The sequence below is a fragment of the Pseudomonas sp. LF-5 genome (assembly GCF_037626295.1).
GTDB classification, from domain to species: Bacteria; Pseudomonadota; Gammaproteobacteria; order Pseudomonadales; family Pseudomonadaceae; genus Aquipseudomonas; species Aquipseudomonas monsensis.
On record NZ_JARKMT010000003.1, the window covers coordinates 65,683 to 90,757 of the forward strand.

The window sequence follows — 25,075 nt, forward strand, 5'->3', positions numbered from 1 at the left end:
CGGACATCTCCTGCAACGTTAACGCTCGATTAATCCGGCGCAGCAAGTATAAAAAGGGTGGCTTTGGCCGCCCTTTTTTGTGGCCGCTGCCGTTACACTACAGAACTCATGCCCGCCAGGATCTGTCTGAAAACAGGTCGCGCGAGGCGACCAAAATTGTCCAGGAGTAAAGCATGCGTAATCTGATCATCAGCGCCGCTCTCGTCGCTGCCAGCCTGTTTGGCGTGACCGCCCAGGCCGCCGAAGCCCCTGCCGCCCCTTACGTGGAACTGGCCAACCCGGTGCCGGTTGCAGAGCCTGGCAAGATCGAAGTGGTCGAGCTGTTCTGGTACGGCTGCCCACACTGCTACGCGTTTGAACCGGTGATCAACCCGTGGGTTGAAAAACTGCCGTCCGACGTCAACTTCGTGCGTATTCCAGCCATGTTCGGCGGCCCTTGGGACGCTCACGGCCAGATGTTCCTGACTCTCGAGGCCATGGGTGTCGAGCACAAGGTTCACGCGGCGGTTTTCAATGCCATCCAGAAAGAACACAAGAAACTGACCGACAAGAACGACATGGCTGACTTCCTCGCCACTCAAGGCGTGGACAAGGACAAGTTCCTCGCCACCTTCGACTCGTTCGCCATCAAGGGTCAGATCGTGAAAGCCCGTGAACTGGCCAAGAAATATGAAATCACTGGCGTGCCAACCATGATCGTCAACGGCAAATACCGTTTCGACATCGGCTCCGCCGGCGGTGCCGAACAAGCGCTGAAACTGGCTGATCAACTGGTCGCCAAAGAGCGAGCGGCAACCAAGGCTGCTGCCAACTAAGCGCGGCCATCGCCATGCGCCGCTGGAAGACCGAACGCATCGTTGGCCTGCATGACCCGCAGGTCAACGAGCATCACCTGGCATCCACGGGCCTGCCCGCAGACCAGCGTTTGCGCTTGCTCAGTTTCAACATCCAGGTCGGCATCAGCACCGAGCGTTATCGGCATTACCTGACCCGCAGCTGGCAGCACCTGCTGCCGCACACCGGGCGCTCGGGCAATCTGCAGAAGATCGGTGACCTGCTGGGCGATTTCGATCTGGTCGCCCTGCAGGAAGCCGACGGCGGCAGCCTGCGGTCTGGCTACGTCAATCAGGTCGAACACCTGGCGCACCTCGGCGCCTTCCCCTACTGGTATCAACAACTCAATCGCAACCTCGGTCGACTGGCCCAGCACAGCAATGGCGTGCTCAGTCGACTGAAGCCGTGGGCGATCGAAGACCATCCGCTGCCCGGCCCGAAAGGTCGCGGCGCGATCCTGCTGCGTTTCGGCGAAGGCCCGGAGGCGCTGGTGGTGGTGATGATGCACCTGGCCCTCGGCGCGCGGGTGCGCAGCCTGCAACTGGCCTATATTCGTGATCTGATCGGTGGCTACAAACATCAAGTATTGATGGGTGACATGAACACCCATGCCAGCGATCTGCTACAACATTCACCGCTACGCGATCTCGGCCTGCTGGCCCCGCAGCTGGAAGCCACCTTCCCCAGCTGGCGCCCGCAGCGTTGCCTTGATCATATTTTGCTCAGCCCGACCCTGACCCTGGAAAAGGTCGAAGTGCTGGCCCAACCCATTTCCGATCACCTGCCGGTCGCGGTAGAGATTCGTCTGCCGGGTTCGCTCACGGCCGATGCATTGCCCGCGTTGAGTCCTGCCCCTCGCGGAACCCTTGAATGAGCGACGAAGCCCAGCGCTGGAAAGAGAAGTACCTCAAAAGCATCGAACAACAGGACAAACTCGAAAGACGCTGGGCCGCCCGGCTCGACTTGCTGCGTCGCGGTCTGGTGCGCAGCACGCTGGCAGCCGAAGGCACCGACAAAGTCGTTGATCAGTGCATGAAAGAGATGCGCGAAGTGGTCCGCACCGACGACATGGATGCCGGCCTTGCCGCCCTGTTGCCGCGCCTGGAAAAGGCCGTGCTCGATTCCGAGCAACGCCGGGAAACCCGCATCGATCAGGTCAGCACCGCCCTCACCGCTCTGGTGACCCAATTGCAGTCTTTGCCGTTGCCACGGGAAGTCGCGCAGCCACTGAAGAAATTCGCCAAACAACTGGACAGTCGTGTCGGCCAGGCGCGGGAGATGCCGCTGCTGCTGAGCGAGCTGAGTGGTTTGCAGGGCAAGGCGTTGAGTCAGCTCGAGAACCCGGCCGAGCCCGGGCGCCCGGGATTGTTTCAGCGTCTGTTCGGCAGCCGCGACAGCGAAGAGGCGCCAGCACCAAGCACAGAAGCCACTGCGCCGGTTCAGACGGCGCCTGCGGTGCAAACGCCCATCACTCCAGAACTCCCACCGGAACCCGTGCAAGCCGAATCCGTTGCTGTCAGTGAGCCGGCAACCAGCGCCCCCACGCTCGCCGCGCCAATGTCTGCGTCAGAGGCTGACACGCCCGCACCGCAACTCCGGCAGGAGCCCGAAGTGGTTGCCTTTGTGCCGCCCACTGTCGCCGTTGAAGAAACGCCTGCTGCGGTCAAGGTCGAGCCCGTCGCGTCCGGACCCGAAGCGCTGGTCGCGCCAGTCCCGGCCGCGACGTCGATCACCCCGATCACCTGCAACCCCGACGAACTGATCCACCCTGGCGATCCGGCACCGCTGAGCCTCGACAGCCTGCCCCTGCCCGAGCCCATCGCTCAAGCCCTGGCCGCGATTGACCCGGAACAATCCGAACACGACATTCTCTTCGCCCTGCCGGATTCTCCGGAGCCGTCCTATAGCTCCGTGGCCAGGCACATCGAAGAAACCCTGATCGGTCTGCTCGACGACCTGACCCTGCCCGAACGCCACCGGCCGCAAGCCGAAGCCATGCGCGAGCGGCTCAAACACGGGTTGAACTGGTACGAACTGATCCCGATCCTCGACGATCTGGCCACCTTGATGCTGGCAATCACCGACAGTGGCCAGCACGAATTCGAAGCCTATCTGCAGCAACTCAATGAACGCCTCGAAGCGTTCCAGAGCAACTTGCAGGCGGCCAGTGAAGGGCATGCCGACAACAGCTCCGCAGCTCGGGCCATGGACACGCAGATCCGCGAACAGGTCGACGGCTTGCAGACCAGCGTGCAGGAAGCGGCGGATCTGGATGACCTCAAGCAAGTGCTGGAGAACCATCTCGAAGGCCTGCTTGGCACGATGGATCAGCACCAGAAGCAGCGCGATGCTCGCGAGCAGGAAGTCGCGGCGCGCCTCAAAGGCCTGTCCGAACGCGTGGCGCACATGGAGCAGGAGGCCCAGGGTTTCCGTGAACACCTTGAGGAACAGCGCCAGAAAGCCCTGATCGACCCGCTCACCGGCCTGCCCAACCGCGCAGCCTGGAGCGAACGCCTCGAGCATGAGATCAAGCAGTGGCAGCAACATGGCAACACCTTGAGCCTGGCGATGCTCGACCTCGATCACTTCAAGCGGATCAACGACAACTACGGCCACCTCGCGGGCGACAAAGTGTTGAAGATCATCGCCACGGTGCTGCGCAAGCGCCTGCGTGGCCCCGACTTTATTGCCCGCTTCGGCGGCGAAGAGTTTGTCCTGCTGCTGCCGGCCACGCCGTCAGCGGTCGGCGCCAAGCTGCTGGAAAATCTGCGCGCGGCGATTGAAGCCTGCCCGTTCCACTTCAAGGGCGAGCGGGTAACCATCACGATCTCCATGGGGATGACCACGTTTCGCTCGGGCGAACACAGCGATCTGGTGCTGAAAAGAGCCGATCAGGCGCTATATCGGGCGAAAAACGCCGGGCGCAACCGAGTCGAGCTGGGCTAGGCAAATTGTTCCATTTTGTTTAAATCCGCCCGCTGACAGTCGAGAGACAGGGCAGTACGTTACACTGTTGCATTATTGTCTTGTGTGTACTGCCCTCTGCCATGAAATTCTTTGCCCTCATTGCGTCGTTACTGGTTTTGGCCGGCTGTGCCAGTGGCCCGCGCTACGACACCCGCCATTCTTCGGCCAATCACGACAGCCGTATCCAGTTCGTGATCGTCCATTACACCTCGACTTCGCTGGAACGTTCGCTGCAACTGCTGACCCACGGTGAAGTCAGCAGCCATTACCTGATCGGCGACGACAAGGGCGGCACCATCTACAAGCTGATGGATGAAAACCAGCGCGCCTGGCACGCCGGGGAAAGCCAGTGGCAGGGGCGCACCTGGCTCAACTCCAGCTCGATCGGCATCGAAATCGTCAACCCGGGTTTCAAGGACACTCCGACCGGACGCCAGTGGTATCCGTACAGCGAAGCGCAGATTCAGTCGTTGATCGTCCTGCTCAAGGACATCAGCAAGCGCCACGGCATCAGTGCACAACACATCATCGGCCACAGCGACATCGCCCCCCTGCGCAAGCTCGATCCCGGGCCGCTGTTCCCGTGGAAGCGCCTCGCCGCCGAAGGCCTGGGTAAATGGCCGAATGAGCAAGCGGTGGCGCGCCAGCAAGCGCTGTTCGACAGCCGTGAACTGCCGGGCATTAGCTGGTTCCAGGCGCAGTTGGCGCATCTGGGTTACGACACGCCGCAGACCGGTGAACTGGATGTCGCCACCCGCCATGTCCTCGCGGCATTCCAGATGCACTACCGCCCTTCTCGCTTCGACGGAACGCCCGATGCACAAACGGCTGCGCTGTTGCTGGTGCTGAATCAGACAAAATAATGACGCCCGCCCGACGGTCAGGGCGAAAACGCAATCAGCAGCTATAACTCATTGGTAATTCTTCGGATATTCCATGATGGCTGCTACCCGAGAGACGCTGCGTAGCTGGTTTTATCGCCCCTGGTTTTTGGCGACGATCGCGGCTGTCCTCAGTGCCAGCCTGTTGATCGCCGGCGGAATGTTCGTCGCCATGCATCAGATCAAGCAAAGCGAAAGCCAGGAAATGAATGCCCAGGGCGAACGCTTCCTTGCCCGCCTCGAACAATTGTTCGGCCAGTTGCGCGAAAGCCTTGACGACCTCCAAGCCCAGCCATTGCGCAGCTGCGATGACGAAATGATCGCCACGCTGCAACAGGTGACCTTCAATTATCGCTTCGTCTACGAAGCCGCCTACATGGATGCCTCACGCATCTGCTCCAACCGTCCGCGCCAGGAAGGCCTGTCGGTGGTGCGGGCGCCGGACATCAAGGGACCGACTTACAGCTATTGGCTGAACACCACCACCGAACCCGATGAAAACCGCGCCGCCCTGATGCTCGGGCGCGGTAATTTTCGCGTGGCCACGTCACGCGGACACCTGACCGATATGGTCGATCTGTCGCCCGGCAGCAGCCTGCTGGTGGTGCTCGACCATGGCAACCGGGCGATCCCGGTGCTCGGCGCGGCGCAGGCCTGGCCACCGAGCGAATCGTGGCCACCGAAGAGTCGCGAGGCCTTGCAGGTTACCCAGTCCCGATTGATCTATCGCATGCCCACCAACAACCCGGAGTATCAACTGGTGTTGATCACGCCGAGAACCGCCATGCACATTCCTGCCATCTGGTGGTGGATGGTGCCGGCCTGCCTGGTGCTGGGCGCGTTCGTGGGGTTCTTCGTGTTTTTACTGGTGCGCCAGCGCCAGTCACTCGACGCCGAACTGCAAGGCGCCATCCGTCGTGGCGAGTTGCAGGTGCTGTACCAACCGATCTTCGACCTCGACAGCCGCAACTGCGTCGGCGCCGAAGCCCTGTTGCGCTGGCGCCGTCCGGACGGCACGCTGACCAGCCCGGACCTGTTCATTCCTCTGGCGGAAAACACCGGGCAGATCCGCCAGATGACCGACTTTGTCCTGCAGCGCCTGCTGGAACAATTGGGCCCGATATTGCGGGCCAATCCGCAACTGTATATCTCGGTCAACCTCGCTGCCTGCGACGTGATGGTGCCGCGTATCGGCCAGGTCATGGCGCGGCTGCTGACCCTGCACCGGGTAGCAGCGCGGCAAATAGCTTTTGAAGTGACCGAACGCGGCCTGATTGATGTGGTGGTGGCGCGGGAAAACCTGCAAGCGCTGCGCGCTGTTGGTCATCAGGTGCTGATCGACGATTTCGGTACCGGCTATTGCAGCCTCGCCTACCTGCAAACCCTGCCGGTCGACTGCCTGAAAATCGACAAGGCGTTCATTGATGCGCTCGGTCACGATGCCGCCAGCAGTGGCGTCGCACCGCACATCATTCACATGGCGCAAGCGCTGGATCTGAAGGTGATTGCCGAAGGCATCGAGCTTGAATCGCAAGCGCAATTGCTCAGCAGTGAGGGCGTAAAGTTCGGTCAGGGCTGGCTGTTCGCCCATGCCTTGAGCGCAGTGCAGTTCATCGAACTGATCACCCGCGGACGCCGTCTCGCAGGTCGACGCCTGGACGACGAGGCCTAAACCGCCAGCGCCATGTAAAACTGCGTACCCTGCCCCGGTCTTGAGTAGACGCCCATGCGCCCGCCATGCAACTGGACAATTTCCTTGCACAGCGCCAGGCCGAGCCCGGCTCCGCCCTTTTTGCGTCCAACCTGCACAAACGGTTCGAAGATTCGCCCTTGCTGACCGTAGGCAATGCCTTCGCCGTTGTCCTCGACGCTGATGATCACCCGCTCGCCATGTCGACGTGCCTGCAAGCGGATCTGACCGTCGCGGGCGGTATGACGCAAGGCGTTGTCGATCAGGTTATCGAGCACGCGGTCGAGCTGCGCCTGATCCGCCTGCAAGCGCGGCAGCGGGCTTTGCACTTCCACATTCAAGGCAATGCCCTTCTGCGCCGCCGACTCGGCGAAACGCAGCTGCGCCTGTTCCAGCAAGTCTTCGATGGAGCACGGCGCCAAAGTCAGCTTCTGCAAACCGTTCTGGTAGCGCGAGAAGTTGAGCAAGTCGTTGATCAACTGCATCAGGCGCTGCATCTCCTCGTTCACGGTATCGAGCAGATCGGCCTCACGCGATTCCGCCGGGAACTTCGCCCGCTCGCGGAACAGGCCGAAGGCCATGTGCATGCCGGTGACCGGCGTGCGCAACTCATGGGAGGCGCGCAAGACGAACTCGCTGCGCACCCGTTCGAAGGCGCGTTGCTCGGTAACGTCGTGCAAGACCATCACCGCACCGAGAATATGCCCCTGGGTGTGGCTGACCGGCGTCAGGCTGTAGGTCAGCAAACGGGATTCGCCGTCGACTTCGATACTCAAGTCCTCCGGCGCACGCTCGAGGGTGCCGCCACGCAGGACCAATTGCAGCTGTGCATCCAGCTCCGGCCGTTCAAGCGCCGAGCCCAGGCCCTGGCCGAGTCGATCATCGTCCCAGCCCAACTGCCGCTGAGCCACCGGGTTGAGGTGTTCCAGATGCCCCTCGCGGTCGATCATCAACAAGCCGTCGTCGATGCTGTCGAGCACCGCCTGCAGACGTTGCTGACCGGCCAGCAGTTCGTCGACGTTGGTCGCCTGATGCTCACGCAGCGCTTCGGCCATCAGCCCGAAACGACGGGACAACAGGTTGACCTCCATCGCCGATGAGATTGGCAGGGTCACCTCGTAATTGCCCTGGCCAATGTTATCGGCCGCCTTGGCCAGCACCTCGATGGGCCCGCCCAGACGCCGGGCGATGCCATGCGCAGTGACGAAGCCGATGATCAGCACCGCCAGCCCGACCAGCCCAAGCAGACCGGCAATCAGCAAAGCCCGATTGCGTGCCTGTTGCTGGACGGCGTTGATGTTGTCGAGGGCCTGCTTGTGCTCGGCAATCAGCCCGTTGCGCAGAATGTTGAAACGCTCTCGGAAGTCGGCGTTGCCGCTCATCGCATTGGAGGGGTCGAGTGACTGCAGAAAATTCAGGTAGTCGGCCTTGGCCTGAGTGAAACCGTATTGCCGGCCATCACCCTCCCGCTCCCGCTCCCGGGCGATCCCCTCATCCAGCAACTGGAAGTAGTGCTGTTTGGAAGCTTCAAACGCCGCGGGGTCAGGCTTTTCGGCGAGCATGATGATCAGTTGATCGCCCAGCGTCTTGCGCAGCTTGAGGCCCAGATCCAGGGTGACGAAATTGTTGCGCACCAGCGTTTCCTGAGTACCGGCCATCTGCATCACGCTGACCAGCCCGAGCAACAACCCGAGCAGCGCCACGGTGATCAATGCGGAAATGCTCAGGAACAACCGCGTGCGCAACTTCATCGCCAGTTTCATCGTCGGGCGCTCACAGGTTGTACTGCTTGCGCTTGCGATACAGGGTCGAGGCGTCGATACCGAGGGTTTTTGCGGCCTGATCCAGTGTGCCGGCGGTGGCCAGTACCGCACCGATATGCGCCTTTTCCAGTTCATCGAGGCTCAGCGCTGCGCCAACGCGAGGTGCATTGTTGGCCGGCTGTTCGGCCATGCCGAGGTGGCTGATTTCCACACGTTCCTGCGGGCAGATAATGCTGGCGCGCTCAACCACGTTGCGCAGTTCGCGAATATTGCCTGGCCAGCGGTAGCCGAGCAGCGCTTCACGGGCCTCGTCACTGAACCCGCGCGCCGGACGCGCATACTCTTTGACGAAGCGGGCGAGGAAGCGGTCGGCGAGGGTCAGGATGTCCTCGGCGCGCTCGCGCAGCGGCGGCAAATGCAGCGTGATGACGTTCAAGCGGTACAACAAGTCTTCGCGGAAGCGACCGTCGCGCACCATGTCCTCGAGGTTGAGGTTGGTCGCGGCCAGAATCCGCACATCGGCGCGACGGGTCACCGGATCGCCGACCCGCTCATATTCCTTGTCCTGAATAAAACGCAGCAGTTTTGGCTGCAAAGTCAGGGGAAAGTCACCGATCTCGTCGAGAAACAGCGTGCCGCCATCGGCCTGATTGACCCGGCCCAGCGTGCTTTCGCTGGCACCGGTAAAGGCCCCGCGACTGTGGCCGAACAGCTCGCTTTCCATCAGTTCGGCAGTCAGCGACGGGCAGTTGATCGTGACGCAGGATTTCTTCTCGCGCTTGCTCCAGCCATGAATCGCCCGAGCCAATTCACCTTTACCGGTGCCTGACTCGCCGAGAATCAGAATGTTGGCGTCGGTGCTCGCTACCTGCCGCGCCGTTTCCAGTACGACTTTCATCGCCGGGCTGTGGGAGTCGAGGCCATCCTTGGGTTTGCGGATTTCGCCTTCGAGGGCTTCAAGACGCGCCGAGAGCTGGCGCACTTCCAGTTGCTTGGCCGTGGCCAGGCGCAATTGATCGGGGCTGCAGGGTTTGACCAGATAGTCGGCAGCGCCGGCCTGGATCGCGTCGACCGCGGTATCCACAGCGGAGTGAGCGGTGACGATCACCACGCGCATCCACGGCGCCTGAATGCGCATCTGCGCCAGTACGTCGAGGCCGTTGTCTTCGCCCAGACGCAAATCAAGGAAGCACAGGTCGAAAACCTGACGTTGCAGCAGTGCCTCGGCCTGGGCAGCGCTGTTGGCCGTGGCCACCGTATAACCTTCGTCTTCGAGGCAATAACGGAAGGTTCGCAGGATGGCGGATTCATCGTCCACCAGCAGAATGCGGCCTTGATGCTCAGTGGCAGATTCCATTTTTCCTACGCTCCATAGTGATTGATCTTGGTTTAGTCCCGGAAAAATCGGGCAAGTTGCATGGTTGATTCTGAACGATGCCAGCCATAGGAGGGTAGCCCTCTCCTGCCGTTACGGCCAATACGTTGATTTCGTTGGTTTTTTAAACAATCACCGGTTTGCAGGACATTCCCTGCGTATCTTTCTGACATCCGTGTCGTGCTCTCAATTCCATAAGAATGAAATCTCCTACGAAATAATCGTGCATTCCGCACGACCTTGGATGACCCATCGTGCAGGATGCGTCGCCAAGGTTTTTCACCATGCATATAACCTATTGATTTTATTGAATATTTTTCAATGAAAAAACTGGCACGCGGGCTGCAATACCTCATTTAGCCCGGGCAGAAACCAACTGCCCCAACCCAATAAGTGTGAGGAACCCAGGATGACTCGCCAACGTGCCGCCCAAGTGCGTATCTCGCCACTGCATATCCAGCAAGGCCTGTTTGGCGTGCTTGCGCTGTTGGTGACCCTGATCGCGTGCCAGCAATACCTGCGCTGGGAAAACAGCCAGCAGCCTGAGCCGTTGATTTCGATTCAACACAGCACGCAAACGCACTTCAGCGCCGTCAGCAGCAGCCAGGCCGAAAGCACTTCGATGCGCATGATGGATGTTGACCAGACGCAGCCGCTGGATCAGCTGCCACGGGAAGAGCGCTGGGTTTTCTGATTGAACCAATGAATTCAGGCGCGCAGCGCCGGAACACGCAATATCCCTAAATAGAGAAGTAAGGAGAATCACCATGTTGAGTTGGGCAATTACATTCTTGATCATTGCCATCATCGCCGCCGTCCTGGGCTTCGGTGGTATCGCGGGCACCGCCACGGGTATCGCCAAGATTCTCTTTGTCGTATTCCTGGTGATGTTCATCGCTTCCTTCTTCTTTGGCCGTCGCGGCCGAGGTTAACGATGAGCGCGTTAAAGACACTGGCAGCCGCCCTGCTTCTGGGCGGTAGTGCCATGGCGCTGGCGGCCAATGATGGCCAGACGCGGGTCAATGAGCTGCTCGGCTCCGACCCGCAATACAGGGAAACCTGGCAAGGCGTGGTGAAGAAGGAAGAACGCCTGCCGGAATGGGTGATGAACCTGTCCGGCACGCCGGACCAGCAGATGAACGCCGTGACTGAAGATGGCGATCAGTATCTGGTCGGACCGCTCTGCGAGTCGGCGGATAAATGCCTGAATCACCGCTTGATCGTCGCGTTCAGCTTCGACAAGAAAGATGCCTACGCCATGCTCGTCGATGTGCCCGAAGGATTGCCGGCCGACAAGTCGCCGACACGACATGCCACCTACCGCTTCCTCGGCGAACCCGACCAGGGCATGCAGGATCTGCTGATGGAAACCCTGAAGAAAGATCCGAACTGGTATTAGGTTTCGAACATAAGAGCAGCCCCCCGCTGCTCTTGATTGCGCCCACCCGATGAAGGCCGGCGCATGACCAGGGGGCCGGGACGTTCTGACTGCAACAGGGTCGGAGTGACCTACGGGTACAGGGAGTGCCTGCGCGAGGGCCGGGTCAGGGTAAAAGCTGCGCCGCAGGTTCGCCGAACCTCAGTAGTTCGACGGACTTGCGCTGGGCTTTGCAACACGCAAAACATTGATCCAGAGCGCCCATCTCCTCCTTTTTATCGCTGACACTGCGCGCAAAAACATTACGCGGTGTTTCCTGGCGACCGTATATCGAGAAAGAGACCGTTTAAACAGTAGGACTTCTAGTCTTGCAATGTAGGCTTTTTCCTAAATTTTCCGCCGATTTTACTCGTTCAAAAAACAACCAACCTAGGCTGTGATGGCCGGTTCACGGCACTTATGCCGGCTGAAATGTCGTAATCGAACCGGTTGGGACGCCAGTTTCATTTAAAAAAGCTCATGCCGATTCGGCATAGGGTAGGCGTTTACGGCATTAGACGGCGCAACCTTGCATCGGAATAGTTGCGCCTTTTTTCGCCTGCCGAAGAGCCGTAAACACGCGCTTCGGGGCACCTTATACGGAGGCAGATGCACAGACTTTTCCGCTAAAGAGCGTTCCAGTTCCTGCATGTGCCTGAGTCAAACGCAAGTAAGGGTAAAGATAATGAAGAAGGCAAAACTCAGCCTCGCCTGGCAGATCCTCATCGGTCTGGTTTTAGGGATTGCAATTGGTGCGTTGCTCAACCACTTCAGTGCCGAAAAGGCCTGGTGGATCAGTAACGTCCTGCAACCGGCAGGCGATATCTTTATCCGTCTGATCAAGATGATCGTGATCCCGATCGTCATCTCGTCCCTGATCGTCGGCATCGCCGGCGTGGGCGATGCCAAGAAGCTTGGGCGCATCGGCCTGAAGACGATCATCTACTTCGAAATCGTCACCACCATCGCCATTCTCGTCGGCCTGGTGTTGGCGAACATGTTCCACCCGGGCGCCGGCATCGACATGAGCACCCTGGGCACTGTGGACATCTCCAAGTACCAGGCGACCGCCGCCGAAGTACAGCATGAACACGCGTTCATCGAGACCATCCTCAACCTGATCCCGTCGAACATCTTCGCGGCCATGGCTCGCGGCGAAATGCTGCCGATCATCTTCTTCTCCGTGCTGTTCGGTCTCGGTCTGTCGAGCCTGCAGTCGGACCTGCGCGAACCGCTGGTGAAGATGTTCCAGGGCGTTTCCGAGAGCATGTTCAAAGTCACCCACATGATCATGAACTACGCCCCGATCGGCGTGTTCGCCCTGATCGCGGTGACCGTCGCCAACTTCGGCTTCGCCTCGCTGCTGCCGCTGGCCAAGCTGGTGATCCTGGTTTACGTCGCCATCGCCTTCTTCGCCTTCGTGGTGCTGGGCCTGATCGCCAAGTTGTTCGGCTTCTCGGTGATCAAGCTGATGCGCATCTTCAAGGATGAGCTGGTCCTGGCCTACTCCACCGCCTCCTCGGAAACTGTGCTGCCACGGGTGATCGAGAAGATGGAAGCCTACGGCGCACCGAAAGCCATCTGCAGCTTCGTGGTGCCGACCGGTTACTCGTTCAACCTCGACGGTTCGACCCTGTACCAGTCCATCGCCGCCATCTTCATTGCCCAGCTGTACGGCATCGACCTGTCGATCAGCCAGCAACTGCTGCTGGTCCTGACCCTGATGGTCACCTCCAAAGGCATCGCCGGTGTACCGGGCGTGTCCTTCGTGGTGCTGCTGGCCACGCTGGGCAGCGTCGGGATTCCGCTGGAAGGCCTGGCCTTCATCGCTGGTGTCGACCGCATCATGGACATGGCGCGTACCGCACTGAACGTGATCGGCAACGCCCTGGCGGTCCTGGTGATCGCTCGTTGGGAAGGCATGTACGACGACGCCAAGGGCCAGCGCTACTGGAACTCCCTGCCGCACTGGCGCAGCAAGGAAAAACTGCCGGCTGGCGAGATTTCCAAGAACTGATTGCTGAACCCTGGGGAGATTGGCTCCCACAGTGACCGAGCCAGCCTTACCAACAAACCCCGGAGAAATCCGGGGTTTGTCGTTTCTGGCGACCCCGCTATCATTCGCCGCATCTTCCGGGGGATTTTGACTGATGCTTAATGGCCTGTGGCTTGGCTTCTTCGTCGTGGCAACCATCTCTGCGCTGGTGCAGTGGCTGGTCGGCGGCAATGCCGGGATTTTCGCGGCGATGGTGGAAAGCATTTTTGCCATGGCCAAGCTCTCGGTCGAGGTGATGGTGCTGCTGTTCGGCACGTTGACCCTGTGGCTGGGCTTCCTGCGCATTGCCGAAAAGGCCGGGATCGTCGAATGGCTGGCCAAGGTCCTCGGGCCGCTGTTCCTGCGGCTGATGCCGGAAGTCCCGCCGGGTCACCCTGCCCTCGGCCTGATCACCCTGAACTTCGCTGCCAATGGCCTCGGCCTGGATAATGCGGCCACGCCGATCGGCCTCAAAGCCATGAAGGCGCTGCAGGAGCTCAACCCCAGCGCCACCATCGCCAGCAACGCGCAGATCCTGTTCCTGGTGCTCAACGCGTCGTCCCTGACCCTGCTGCCGGTGACGATCTTCATGTACCGCGCCCAGCAAGGCGCGCCGGACCCGACCCTGGTATTCCTGCCGATCCTGCTGGCAACCAGTTGCTCGACCATCGTCGGCTTTCTCTCGGTGGCGTTCATGCAGCGCCTGCGCATCTGGGACCCGGTGGTGCTGGCCTATCTGATTCCCGGCGCGCTGATCCTCGGCGCTTTCATGGCATTGCTGGCGACCCTGTCGGCCACGGCGCTGGCCGGATTGTCGTCGATCCTCGGCAACCTGACACTATTCGGACTGATCATGTTGTTTCTGGTGATCGGCGCGTTACGCAAGGTGAAGGTCTACGAAGCGTTCGTCGAAGGTGCAAAAGAGGGCTTCGATGTCGCCAAGAACCTGCTGCCCTATCTGGTGGCGATGCTCTGCGCGGTCGGCGTACTGCGTGCTTCCGGGGCGCTGGACTTCGGTCTGGATGGTATCCGCCATCTGGTCGAGTGGGCCGGCTGGGACACGCGGTTTGTCGACGCGTTACCGACGGCGATGGTCAAACCGTTTTCCGGCAGCGCCGCACGGGCGATGCTGATCGAGACCATGAAGACTTCAGGGGTCGACAGCTTCCCGGCGCTGGTAGCGGCGACGGTGCAGGGCAGTACCGAGACCACGTTCTATGTGCTGGCAGTGTATTTCGGCGCGGTGGGGATTCAGCGGGCGCGGCATGCGGTGGGGTGTGCGTTGCTGGCTGAGCTGGCCGGGGTACTGGGCGCGATTGGCGTCTGCTACTGGTTCTTCGGTTAACCACAAATCAAAAACTGTAGGAGTGAGCCTGCTCGCGATAGCTGAGTGACAGTCACCGATGATGGTGGCTGATAGACCGCTATCGCGAGCAGGCTCACTCCTACATGGATTGTGGTGAATCAGGGCTTTCTGGGGGCGAGTTTTTGGCCTTGGTCGACAGCCCAAGCCACGACTTTGGCGGTCAGGCGATCACTGGCCTGGCCAAACCCCGCAACCACCGCTGGCACCTGCACATCGCTCAGCGGCTGACGCTCTTCAAAGCGGCGGCTGGCGAGAATCTTCTGGTCATAGCCACGCACCAGCAACGCATCGACCCGCACCACAACGCTGGCCTGACGGCCCTGATACTCGGTCTGAAACGCCTGCAAACTGCCGCCCAGCTCCAGATCCGCCGCAAAGTTGCTGTCATCGGTACTCAGCAACGTCACCCGGCCATCACGCACAAAGCCATCGAGCAGTCGATTGCGCACCAGCACCGGTGCCGGATCGCTCCAGCGCGAGCCTTTGTAGCTGCTGATCACATCACCCTGCGGAATTACTGCAATGGTCGGCCGGTTCAACGCCTCGCTGGCCTGCAGCTTGTTCAGCCGCAGCGACCAGGGCTGAGCGGCGGCTGAGCTGGCCGAGGCGGGCGCCTGGGCCGACGGCAGGCGATACACGTCCGACGGATCGGCCTGCGGCAGGATCGAGCACGCGCCGAGCAGCGAGAAACCGGCGAGGAGGGCGAAGTGAGTCAGCTTCATGGCGTGAATTCCTTGTTCTTGTCACGGCCCAGCAAGTAACCGCTGGGGTTGGCTTCAAGGCGTTGGGAAATGGCGCGCAGCGAGGTCAGCGTCTCGCGCAGTTCGCGGATGGCCGGGGCCAGGCCATTGAGGCCCTGCATGCCGTTGTCGAGGGAATTTTCGTTCTTGCTCAGCAACGTGTTGATCGTCGCGCTGCTCTGTTCCAGCGACTTCATCGCCTGCTCGGCACTGCCCAGCGCCTGTTTGCCCTGATCGTTGAGCAGGCCATTGGCGTTGCGCATCAGAAGCGACGTCTGCTCGAGCATGTTGCCGGCCTGTTTGCCGACACTCGCCAGTTGCTGCATGGCCTGGCGCAGGTCGCCGCGCTGATCGTTGATCGAGCCGGTGGTCTGCTCCAGATGGGCCAAGGTGTTGCTGACGCGCTCGACGTTCTCCGGGGAAAACATCTGATTGGCATTGCTCAGCAGCGCGGTGATGCCGCTCATCAAATCGTTACTGTCATTGAGCAGCCGCGAAATAGGCGAGGGCGAGGCGACGATGGTCGGCAGGTTGCCGTCATGGCCACGCAGCTTCGGGCTTTCCGGCGTGCCGCCGCTGAGCTGGATGATCGACGTCCCGGTGATCCCGGCCAGCGCCAGTTTGGCCTGGGTGTCTTCCTTGACCGGCGTATCGCCGCCCAGACGAATCCGCGCCAGCACGCGCCGTGGATCTTTGGGATCAAGGCGCAGATTGATCACATCGCCGACCTTGATCCCGCTGTACTGCACCGGGCTGCCCTTGGACAGCCCGCTGACCGCCTCGCTGAAGACAATCTCGTAATCCTTGAACTCGGTGTCGACACTGGACTTGGCCAAGAACAGACCGAAGAGCAGGGCGCCAGCCACCACTATCACGGTGAACAGGCCGATCAACACATGATGGGCTCGGGTTTCCATGTCAGACCTCGTTGAGCAGTTTGGCGGCGTCCAGCGCCGAGCGGCCGCGCGGGCCGTGGAAGTATTCGTGAATCCACGCGTCGTCGGTTTCCGAGACGACGTCGATGGGGCCGGCGACCAGCACTTTCTTCTGCGCCAGCACCGCCACGCGGTCGGTGATGGTGTAGAGCGTGTCGAGGTCGTGAGTGACCAGAAACACACTCAGGCCCAGCGCATCGCGCAGGGTCAGGATCAATTGATCGAATTGCGCCGCGCCAATCGGATCGAGGCCGGCGGTGGGTTCGTCGAGAAACAGGATATCCGGGTCCAGGGCCAGGGCCCGGGCCAGAGCGGCGCGTTTGATCATGCCGCCGGACAGCGACGCCGGGTATTTGTCCGCCGCCGACAGCGGCAGCCCGGCCAGCGCCAGTTTCACCGCGGCCAGGTGCTCGGCGTCGTTGCGGCTCAGGCCGGCGTGTTCGATAAGGGGCAGGGCGACGTTCTCGGTGACGGTCAGCGAGGAAAACAGCGCGCCTTTCTGAAACAGCACGCCAAAACGCCGCTCGACCAGCGAACGCTCATGTTCGGACAGGCTCGGCAGGTTCTTGCCGAACACTTTGACCATGCCTTCGCTGGGCCGGCGCAGGCCGACGATGCTGCGCAGCAACACCGATTTGCCGCTGCCGGAGCCGCCGACCACGGCGAGAATCTCGCCTTTGTACAAATCCAGATCGAGGCTCTCGTGCACGCTCTGGCTACCGAAGCGATTGCACAGGCCACGGACTTCGATCACCGCCTCCGAGGGCGCGCGGGGTAGACGACTCACCAGCCCATCTCCATGAAGAACAGTGCGGCCACCGCGTCGAGCACGATCACCACGAAAATCGACTGCACCACCGCAGACGTGGTGTGCGCGCCGACCGATTCGGCGCTGCCGCTGACCTTGAAACCTTCCAGGCAACCAATCGCGGCAATCAGGAAAGCGAAAATCGGTGCTTTGACCAGACCCACCAGGAAATGCTGGATGCCGATGTCCGACTGCAGTAACGACAGGAACATCGCTGGCGAAATATCCAGCGACACCGCGCAGACCACACCGCCACCGATGATCCCGCACAGCATGGCGAGAAAAGTCAGCATCGGCAGCGCCACCAGCATCGCCAGCACGCGCGGCACCACCAACAGCTCCATCGGATCGAGGCCAAGGGTGCGAATCGCGTCGATTTCTTCGTTGGCCTTCATCGAGCCGATTTGCGCGGTGAAGGCACTGGCGGTGCGCCCGGCCATCAGGATCGCCGTGAGCAACACCCCGAACTCGCGCAGGAACGAGAATCCCACCAGGTCCACGGTGAAGATCGTCGCGCCGAAACTGGCCAGCACCGTCGCGCCGAGAAAGGCCACCACCGCACCGACCAGAAAGGTCAGCAGCGCCACGATCGGCGCAGCGTCGAGGCCGGTCTGTTCGATGTGCGCGATCATCGGCGTGATCCGCCAGCGTTTGGGCCGAAACAGGTTACGCGCGATGGTTTCCAGAATCAGCCCGACAAAGCCGAGCAGTTGCAGGGTGTCCTGCCAGACCGTGTCCACGGCACGTCCGATGCGCGTGAGCAATTGCACGCTTACGCTGACTTCCGGCTCCTTGATCGGTACGCAGAAATCGGTCAGCGAGCAATACACGGTTTGCAGCAAGGCACGGTCGGCCGAGGACAAGGTGCAATCGGGATGTTCGGCGGACTTGCCCAGGCGCTCGGAACCGAGCAACTCCACCAGCAACGAGGCACCGGCGGTATCGAGGGTGCCAAGGCCATTAAGGTCGATGGGAGTATTGGCGTCGTACTGGCCGCGCAGCGACTCGCTCAGGTGCTTGAGCTCGGCGTAATGGGCGAGCGTCCAGTCTCCGATGACCCGCAGGCGGGCAGGGCTGATCGACGTGTCCAGGTGAGCACTGCCGGTGATCGAACGGCTGGTCATAAGCTCCGTGCTTGTTCGTCTGTTGAGCGAACTAACGTAATAGCACGAACCGGATTACTTTTCTTTGGTCGCTGTGCTGTCTGTGACTTCGAAGCGCAATACGCCAATCACCTGGCCATCCTCGGTCAACACCCGCACCTGCCATTTGCCGGCCGGGTTGCCTGGGAAGTTCTGCTTGTGCGTCCACGCCCGGTAGCCTTCCTTGCGCCCGCCGTGGATATCGAGGGCAATGCGGTCGACTTCCTGGCCGTTGAACTGCCACACGTGATAGATCCGCTCATCCAGCCCGCGCGGCGCATTGATCGCGGTGTAGGCGTAGAGGCCGCCGTTGCGGATCTGCTCGGCGCTGACCTGGTCGAGGCTGGCGCCGGGGGTGCGGTCCTGCAACTGAGTGCTGATCGCCACGTCGGTCATCCACAGCGTCGCCGGCGGCACCCACGAGCGCAGCGTCCAGCCGACCGCGCCGATGCCGAAAGTGATGCACAGAATGGCCAGCGCGTTGCGCACGGTGCGGATCGGGAAGATCGACGCCAGACTCGGGAACGACAACACCACCGCCGTGCCCAGCGCCCATTTGAAACTCTGCGCCGTGGTCAGGTGCATGATCACCGGCAGGGCGGTGAGCAGGGCAGCGAACAGGGTCAGGGTGTGCAGCGCGAGAAACGCCCAGCGTCGTGGCGCCAGCCATTTGTAATAGAGCGGATCGACAATCGAAATCAGCGCGGCGATGCACAGCAGGCCGGTGAAGATCAGTTGGCCGCTGTTCCAGGTGGTGGTGATGAAGAAGAACGGCAGGACGAAAAACAGGCTTTCCTGGTGGATCATCTGCGTTGCGTAGCGCAACAGCGGTTGCGGAATTTCCCGCTTGAAGATCCGCGTGAACAGCCCGGTCAGGGTGTTTTCCAGCATCAGCCAGATCCAGCTCAGCAGCATGATGATGGTGATCCAGCTCGCCAGCCCCTGCTGGCGATCGACCAGAATGAAACTGCCGACCCCGGAGATGAAACCGCCAAGCGCAATGACCCCGGGATAGCGCTTCATCAGTTCGAGAATGCGCTGGATCAGGTCGGGGATTTTTGGCATGTGGGCAGTTCACGGCTGGATAGGAAAAAACCCCGACAGAGTACCGTCCGCAGGCTTCTGTGGCGAGGTTGGTGGTCACCTGAACACAACTCATTCCCCTGTAGGCGTGAGCCTACAGGTTCAGTGTCCGACGGGTTTTCGGCGGTGCAGGCGCCAGCCAATCAGCACCAGCAACACCAGGCCGAGACCGCCGGCAATCAGCCACAGCGCCTCATCATCACTGATCAACGGCTTCTCGATACGCAGATACCCCGGCTGCAACAGCAATTCGCGCATGGCCTTGTTTGCCGTTTCCAGCGTCACGCCTTGCAGTTCGCGGGCAGGGTTGGCAAAGCGCCCGTCCTCGTAGTCGCCCAGCGCGCTCCAGTAATAATCAGCCATCGCGCTGTTGCCTTGCACGGCCCAGGCCTGATGGGCGATGGCGGCCTGTTTGATCCGGGCGAAGGTGTCGGGGTCGAGGCCGTTTTTCAGCAAGTCGGCCTTGAGGTCTTCCAGCACCTGTTGCGCTTCGGCGAGGTCATCGCGATCCACGTCGGCATTGAGGCTCATGAAACCGACCCCGCCAAACACCTCACGCTCGGCCCATGGCCCGTAGGACAAACCGTGGTTCAGGCGGATCTGCCGGTACAGCGCCCAGTCGAGGTAGTCCTTGAGGATGTCGAAGGTTTCGTCGTACTGATCGTCGAGCACCGGCTCCGGCACCAGCCAGTGCAGCTTGGCACTGTCGCCGATGAAGCCGCGGGTGAGCGTGCGTTCATGGGCCGCACTGGTGCGGATGTCCGGCAGCTCACGGTGCTCGGCCGGGTCCACGGCTTCGAGCGCGCCCCAGGTGCGCTCCAGGTAGGCCGGCAGCAGTTTATCGAGCTCGCCGACGACGATCAGGGACATGTTGTTCGGCGCGTACCAGGTCTTGCGCACCTTCTCCAGTTGCGCCTGGGTCAGGTGACCGACTTCCGCACGTTGCGGGCATTTCAGGCCTAGCTCCACCGCCAGTTGATTGCTCGCGGTGTGGCCCAGATCCTGGCGGTCGAGAAAACGCTGCAGACGCGTGTAATGGCCGCCGTCCTCGCGCTCGACCACGCGTTTGGCGGCGTTGATCGCGTTGTCGTCAATGCGGGTCTGAGTCAGCAGGCCGAGCAGCAGGTCGAGCACCTTGCGCTGGTTCTTCGCCGGGGCTTCGATGACGAACGTGGTGTCGGCGTTGCTGGTGAATGCGTTCCACTCGCCGCCCAGCGCCTGCATGCGCTCTTCCAGCCCGCCTTCGCCAGTAGCGTCGACGCCACTGAACAGCAGGTGTTCCAGCAGGTGCGGCAGCTCTTTTTCATCGCAGTCGAAATCGTCGAGGCCGACGCCGACCACCAGGCGGATCGCCACATGCCCGCGTTCGGTGCCGGGCTTGAGCAACAGCTGCAAACCATTGGGCAGCGCATAGCCTTCGACCTGAAAGCGATCAACGGCGAAGGCGGGCAGGGAACCGAGCAACAGACAGGCGAACAACAGGCAACGCATAACAGGCTTCCGTACGGCTGATTTGGAGATCCGTGTCGTCAGTCAGGGCCCCATCGCTGGCAAGCCAGCTCCCACAAGGATTTGCGGCGTTCACAAAACCCTGTGGGAGCTGGCTTGCCAGCGAAGACGTCCTTGAGGCTGAACTCTGAGTTACTGACTGACCCCAGCCCCAGACGTTCAAGGCGAATGCGTAATGTCGGCAATATCATCCGCTTCCAGCGCCCCGGTATCCGTCGTTTCCAGCACCACGTAAGCACTGCTGCAAAACAGCGAATTCAAGCGCTTCATATCCGCAATCAGCTCCAGGTGCAATGAACTGGTTTCCAGACTCTGCACGATCTTACGTTGCAAACGGCTGACATGGGCATGGGCCAGACGCCGTTCCTGTGCACGAAAGCGACGTTTCTCGCGCAACAACTGGCGGGCGCTTTCCTTGTCGCTGCTGAGAAACACCGACAGGCCCAGGCGCAGGTTGGCGGTCAATTGCTGTTGCAGACCGGTCAGGTCCTCCAGCCCCTCTTCGGAAAACGAACGCCGCTGTGAGGTCTTCTGCTGCTGAATCTTGCGCAGCATGCGTTCGATCAGATCACTGGCCAGTTTCAGGTTGATCGCCAGTTCGATGATCTCGGCCCAGCGCCGGCTGTCTTGCTCACCAAGGTCTTCGCGGGGCATTTGCGCGAGATACAGTTTGATCGCGCTGTAAAGCGACTCGATGTCATCGCTCAACGAGCGGATTTCCTGAGTGACCGCCGTTTGCTTGCCGCGCAACACGGCGAGAGTGGCGTCGAGCATGTTTTCCAGCAGATCACCCATGCGCAGGGTTTCCCGCGCGGCATTGGCCAGGGCCAGACTCGGCGTCGACAACGCGGTGGCGTCGAGATGGCGTGGCCTGGCCGTGCCGTTGACCTCCGGCCGCTCAGGCAGCAGCCATGCGCAGAGTCGCGCCATTGGCGCCACCGACGGCAGCAGAATCAGGCACCGCGCGGTGTTGTAGAGCAGATGGAAGCCAATGACCATTTCCTGCGGGCTGAAATCCAGCCCGTCCATCCAGTGCACCAGCGGATCGAGCACCGGAATGATCAGCAGCAGGCCGATCAGTTTGTACAGCAGGCTGCCCAGCGCCACCTGCCGGCCGGCGGCGTTCTGCATGCTGGTGCTCATGAACGCCAGAATGCCGCTGCCGATGTTGGCACCGATCACCAGGCCGATCGCCACCGGCAGGCTGATCACGCTGGCGCCAGCAAGGGTCGCAGTCAGCAGCACGGCGGCGAGGCTGGAGTAGGAAATCATCGCGAACAAGGCGCCGACCAGGGCGTCGAGGAGGATGTCGCCGGTGAGCGAGGCGAAAATCACTTTCACCCCTTGGGCGTGGGTGATCGGTGCGGCGGCCTCGACGATCAGTTGCAGCGCGAGAATGATCAACCCCAGACCGATGCTGACCCGGCCCATCTGCCCGAGCCGCGTCTGTTTGCGCGAGAGGAAGAAAATCACCCCGAGAAAGATCAGCAGCGGCGACAGCCACGACAGATCGAACGTCAGCACCCGCGCCATCAGCGCGGTCCCGACGTCGGCGCCGAGCATGGTCGCCAGCGCCGGGGTCAGCGCCATCAGGCCCTGGCCAACGAAAGATGTTACGAGCATTGCGGTGGCGTTGCTGCTCTGCACCATCGCGGTGACGACGATGCCGGCGACAAAGGCGAGCCAGCGCCTGGACATGTTTTGACCAATGACGTGGCGCAGGTTGGTGCCGTACACCCGCAGGATGCCGGTCCGGACGATGTGCGTGCCCCAGATCAACAAGGCCACGGCGGAAAGCAGATTGAGCAGGGTGAGCATGCAGACCCCCTCTAGTCGCAGCGCCCCAGAGGGGCAAGTTGACGGTACCGCGCTGTTTCTACGTCTTGTACTTAAGCTGTAGTTGGCTAACGGCCTGGGCGCCAGCATTGCACAGCTAAAGTGCTGATTGAAACAAAAGTGTCATGAACAGCGCTTCATTCACTCCCATTTAAATCAACGCCGCCCCTGTGGGAGCTGGCTTGCCAGCGATGGCGTCGGCACAACCAACATTGATGTCGCCTGACATTCCGCTATCGCTGACATTCCGCTATCGCTGGCAAGCCAGCTCCCACAGGGTCCGCGGTGCCTGAATGCTGCACAAAAAAATGTGGGAGCGAGCCTACTCGCGAAAACGGTGGATCAGCCAACATGGTTGTCGACTGACACTCCGTTTTCGCGAGCAGGCTCGCTCCCACAGGGGTATTGCCTGCGTCTGGATTACCCGGTTATTGGCCCGGAATGTCCTTGCGCAGTTTCACTGGATCTTGCTGCTGTTTCTTCTTGGCCATCGCGCCGCGCAGCTTGATGTTGATCGCTTCAACGGCCAGCGAGAACGCCATGGCGAAGTAGACGTAGCCCTTCGGTACATGCACGTCGAACGACTCGGCGATCAGTACGGTACCCACCACCAGCAGGAACGACAGCGCGAGCATTTTCAGCGACGGGTGCTTGTCGATGAATTCGCTGATCTTGCCCGAGGCGGCCATCATCACCAGCACGGCGACGACGATCGCCGCGACCATCACCGGCACGTGGGACACCATGCCGACAGCGGTGATCACCGAGTCCAGCGAGAACACGATGTCGATGATTGCGATCTGAATGATGGTGTACAGGAAGTTGCCGCCCTTGCCACCGGGGGTTTCGTCGCTTTCGTCTTCGCCTTCCAGCGCGTGGTACATCTCTTGCGAGCTCTTCCACAAAAGGAACAGGCCACCGAAGAACAGGATCAGGTCGCGCCCGGAAATGCCCTGGCCAAACACCACGAACAGGTCGGCCGTCAGGCGCATGACCCAAGTGATCGACAGCAGCAACAGGATCCGCGTGATCATCGCCAGGCCCAGGCCGAAGATGCGCGTGCGCTGCTGCATGTGCTTGGGCATGCGGCTGACCAGGATCGAAATCATGATGATGTTATCGATGCCCAGAACGATTTCCAGGGCGGTCAGGGTAAAGAAGGCAACCCAGATTTCGGGGTTGGTCAGCCAATCCATGTGTATTCCTTTGAGCGAGTGTTAAACCAGGACGCCAGCAAGCAGCTGGCGTCCTGGTGAGTGAATGCCGTTACAACGTGCTGAACAGCGGGAACGTTCCCAGCAGCAAGGCGGCCACTAGTATGCACAGGCAGACCAGAACTGCCCACTTCAAGGTGAAGCGCTGGTGGTCACCGAATTCGATACCGGCCAAAGCGACCAACAGATAAGTCGATGGCACCAACGGGCTCAACAAGTGGACGGGCTGACCGACGATCGAGGCACGGGCCATTTCCACGGCAGTGATGCCGTAATGGCTGGCCGCTTCGGAGAGCACCGGCAACACGCCGTAGTAGAACGCGTCGTTCGACATGAAGAACGTGAACGGCATGCTCACCAGCGCCGTGATCACCGCCAGGTACGGGCCGAGGAAATCCGGAATCACTGCCAGCAGACTTTTCGACATGGCGTCGACCATCCCGGTTCCGGACAGGATACCGGTGAAGATCCCCGCCGCGAAAATCAGACTGACCACCGACAGCACACTGCCGGCGTGAGCCGCGACGCGGTCCTTCTGCATTTGCAGGCAAGGGTAGTTGACGATCATCGCGATACTGAATGCCACCATGAACAGCACCGGCAGCGGCAGCAGGCCGGCGATCAGGGTGCACATCAGCCCCAGGGTCAGCAGGCCGTTGAACCAGATCAGCTTCGGGCGACGGGCATCCGGGAACTGCGACACACTGATTTCGCTGTGATCGATCTCGTCACCAATCAGGTGCAGCTCACCCAGACGCGCACGCTCACGTTTGCCGTAGAAGTAGGCAATGATCAGGATCGCCACCACACCGGCGGCCATTGCCGGGATCATCGGCACGAAGATGTCCGACGGATCCACATGCAGCGCACTGGCGGCACGGGCAGTCGGGCCACCCCAAGGGGTCATGTTCATCACGCCACCGGCGAGGATGATCAGGCCGGCCATGATTCGCGGGCTCATGCCGATGCGGCTGTACAGTGGCAGCATGGCGGCCACGCAGATCATGTAAGTGGTCGCGCCGTCACCATCGAGGGAGACGACGAGCGCCAGTACGGCGGTTCCGACCGAAACTTTCAGCGGGTCGCCCTTGACCAGTTTGAGGATCTTGCGCACGGCCGGGTCGAACAGGCCGGAGTCGATCATCAGGGCGAAGTACAGAATGGCGAACATCAGCATCACGCCGGTCGGCGCAAGCTTGGTGATACCTTCGAGCATCATCGGACCGATCTTCGGCGCGAAACCGCCGAACAGAGCGAAGATGATCGGAATGATGATCAGGGCGATCAGCGCGGACAGGCGCTTGGTCATGATCAGGAACATGAACGTGATGACCATGGCGAAGCCAAGGAAAGTCAGCATGGGAATACTCCAGGCGTAGCGCGGCTAGTTGATTGAGCGGACCGGGCGGGATCAGCGCAGAACGGGAAGCACGAGACGTACGGGCGGAGTGACAGCGAAAAGGCGGGCTACAGAGGACAT

General features: G+C 61.0%; 21 protein-coding genes. 10 read left to right on the plus strand and 11 right to left on the minus strand.

Annotated features, from left to right (window positions below):
• Positions 1–173 precede the first annotated feature (173 nt).
• From PseuLF5_RS12315 to PseuLF5_RS12335, 5 genes are all read left to right on the plus strand, one after another.
• Positions 174–815, plus strand: a complete 642-nt coding sequence (locus tag PseuLF5_RS12315) for a thiol:disulfide interchange protein DsbA/DsbL (protein WP_123470185.1) — start codon at positions 174–176, stop codon at positions 813–815.
• 14 nt (positions 816–829) lie between these two features.
• Positions 830–1,708: an endonuclease/exonuclease/phosphatase family protein gene (locus PseuLF5_RS12320; RefSeq protein ID WP_123470183.1), complete on the plus strand. Its 879-nt coding sequence runs from the start codon at positions 830–832 to the stop codon at positions 1,706–1,708.
• The gene (locus PseuLF5_RS12325) at positions 1,705–3,780 is read left to right on the plus strand and encodes a diguanylate cyclase (RefSeq protein ID WP_340133645.1); all 2,076 of its coding nucleotides are present in this window, start codon (positions 1,705–1,707) and stop codon (positions 3,778–3,780) included. The genes PseuLF5_RS12320 and PseuLF5_RS12325 overlap by 4 nt, the downstream gene beginning before the upstream one ends.
• 101 nt (positions 3,781–3,881) lie before the next feature.
• Positions 3,882–4,664 (plus strand): N-acetylmuramoyl-L-alanine amidase, encoded by a 783-nt coding sequence (locus tag PseuLF5_RS12330; protein ID WP_222833971.1) that lies wholly within the window; start codon positions 3,882–3,884, stop codon positions 4,662–4,664.
• Positions 4,665–4,740: 76 nt separating this feature from the next.
• On the plus strand, positions 4,741–6,354 hold the full coding sequence (locus tag PseuLF5_RS12335) for an EAL domain-containing protein (protein ID WP_186746980.1): 1,614 nt from the start codon (positions 4,741–4,743) through the stop codon (positions 6,352–6,354).
• Here PseuLF5_RS12335 and PseuLF5_RS12340 read toward each other — a convergent pair.
• Both PseuLF5_RS12340 and algB read right to left on the minus strand, forming a co-directional pair.
• Positions 6,351–8,135: an ATP-binding protein gene (locus PseuLF5_RS12340; protein ID WP_222833972.1), complete on the minus strand. Its 1,785-nt coding sequence runs from the start codon at positions 8,133–8,135 to the stop codon at positions 6,351–6,353. The genes PseuLF5_RS12335 and PseuLF5_RS12340 overlap by 4 nt on opposite strands.
• Before the next feature lie 10 nt (positions 8,136–8,145).
• Positions 8,146–9,492 carry a sigma-54-dependent response regulator transcription factor AlgB gene (gene algB / locus PseuLF5_RS12345; protein ID WP_016986437.1) on the minus strand — a complete coding sequence of 449 codons (1,347 nt, stop codon included), beginning with the start codon at positions 9,490–9,492 and terminating at the stop codon, positions 8,146–8,148.
• Between the two features lie 427 nt (positions 9,493–9,919).
• Between algB and PseuLF5_RS12350 the strand changes: the two genes are divergently transcribed.
• From PseuLF5_RS12350 to PseuLF5_RS12370, 5 genes are all read left to right on the plus strand, one after another.
• Complete coding sequence (locus tag PseuLF5_RS12350; protein WP_123470173.1) at positions 9,920–10,204, plus strand: hypothetical protein; 285 nt, start codon at positions 9,920–9,922, stop codon at positions 10,202–10,204.
• Positions 10,205–10,277: 73 nt separating this feature from the next.
• A complete protein-coding gene (locus PseuLF5_RS12355; RefSeq protein ID WP_003177151.1) occupies positions 10,278–10,442 on the plus strand; it encodes a DUF1328 domain-containing protein in 165 nt (54 codons plus the stop codon).
• Between the two features lie 2 nt (positions 10,443–10,444).
• Positions 10,445–10,909 carry an inhibitor of vertebrate lysozyme family protein gene (locus PseuLF5_RS12360; RefSeq protein WP_340133648.1) on the plus strand — a complete coding sequence of 155 codons (465 nt, stop codon included), beginning with the start codon at positions 10,445–10,447 and terminating at the stop codon, positions 10,907–10,909.
• Positions 10,910–11,612: 703 nt separating this feature from the next.
• The gene (gene gltP / locus PseuLF5_RS12365; RefSeq protein WP_123470169.1) at positions 11,613–12,944 is read left to right on the plus strand and encodes a glutamate/aspartate:proton symporter GltP; all 1,332 of its coding nucleotides are present in this window, start codon (positions 11,613–11,615) and stop codon (positions 12,942–12,944) included.
• Positions 12,945–13,077: 133 nt separating this feature from the next.
• Positions 13,078–14,307, plus strand: a complete 1,230-nt coding sequence (locus PseuLF5_RS12370) for a nucleoside recognition domain-containing protein (RefSeq protein ID WP_123470167.1) — start codon at positions 13,078–13,080, stop codon at positions 14,305–14,307.
• Positions 14,308–14,426: 119 nt separating this feature from the next.
• Here the strand turns inward: PseuLF5_RS12370 and PseuLF5_RS12375 are convergent, their stop codons facing one another.
• The 9 genes from PseuLF5_RS12375 to PseuLF5_RS12415 form a co-directional block, all read right to left on the minus strand.
• Complete coding sequence (locus tag PseuLF5_RS12375) at positions 14,427–15,050, minus strand: ABC-type transport auxiliary lipoprotein family protein (RefSeq protein ID WP_340133650.1); 624 nt, start codon at positions 15,048–15,050, stop codon at positions 14,427–14,429.
• Complete coding sequence (locus tag PseuLF5_RS12380; RefSeq protein WP_123470163.1) at positions 15,047–15,985, minus strand: MlaD family protein; 939 nt, start codon at positions 15,983–15,985, stop codon at positions 15,047–15,049. Before PseuLF5_RS12380 ends, PseuLF5_RS12375 begins: the two co-directional genes overlap by 4 nt.
• Before the next feature lies 1 nt (position 15,986).
• On the minus strand, positions 15,987–16,790 hold the full coding sequence (locus PseuLF5_RS12385) for an ABC transporter ATP-binding protein (RefSeq protein WP_123470161.1): 804 nt from the start codon (positions 16,788–16,790) through the stop codon (positions 15,987–15,989).
• The gene (locus tag PseuLF5_RS12390) at positions 16,787–17,935 is read right to left on the minus strand and encodes an ABC transporter permease (protein ID WP_123470159.1); all 1,149 of its coding nucleotides are present in this window, start codon (positions 17,933–17,935) and stop codon (positions 16,787–16,789) included. Before PseuLF5_RS12390 ends, PseuLF5_RS12385 begins: the two co-directional genes overlap by 4 nt.
• A 54-nt stretch (positions 17,936–17,989) precedes the next feature.
• Complete coding sequence (locus PseuLF5_RS12395) at positions 17,990–19,018, minus strand: DUF5924 family protein (protein ID WP_123470157.1); 1,029 nt, start codon at positions 19,016–19,018, stop codon at positions 17,990–17,992.
• Positions 19,019–19,138: 120 nt separating this feature from the next.
• Positions 19,139–20,527: a M16 family metallopeptidase gene (locus PseuLF5_RS12400; protein ID WP_336347629.1), complete on the minus strand. Its 1,389-nt coding sequence runs from the start codon at positions 20,525–20,527 to the stop codon at positions 19,139–19,141.
• Positions 20,528–20,704: 177 nt separating this feature from the next.
• On the minus strand, positions 20,705–22,363 hold the full coding sequence (locus PseuLF5_RS12405; protein ID WP_322375279.1) for a Na/Pi cotransporter family protein: 1,659 nt from the start codon (positions 22,361–22,363) through the stop codon (positions 20,705–20,707).
• 446 nt (positions 22,364–22,809) lie between these two features.
• On the minus strand, positions 22,810–23,577 hold the full coding sequence (locus tag PseuLF5_RS12410) for a TerC family protein (protein ID WP_123470149.1): 768 nt from the start codon (positions 23,575–23,577) through the stop codon (positions 22,810–22,812).
• Between the two features lie 70 nt (positions 23,578–23,647).
• Complete coding sequence (locus PseuLF5_RS12415; RefSeq protein WP_123470147.1) at positions 23,648–24,955, minus strand: CitMHS family transporter; 1,308 nt, start codon at positions 24,953–24,955, stop codon at positions 23,648–23,650.
• Between the last annotated feature and the right edge of the window lie 120 nt (positions 24,956–25,075).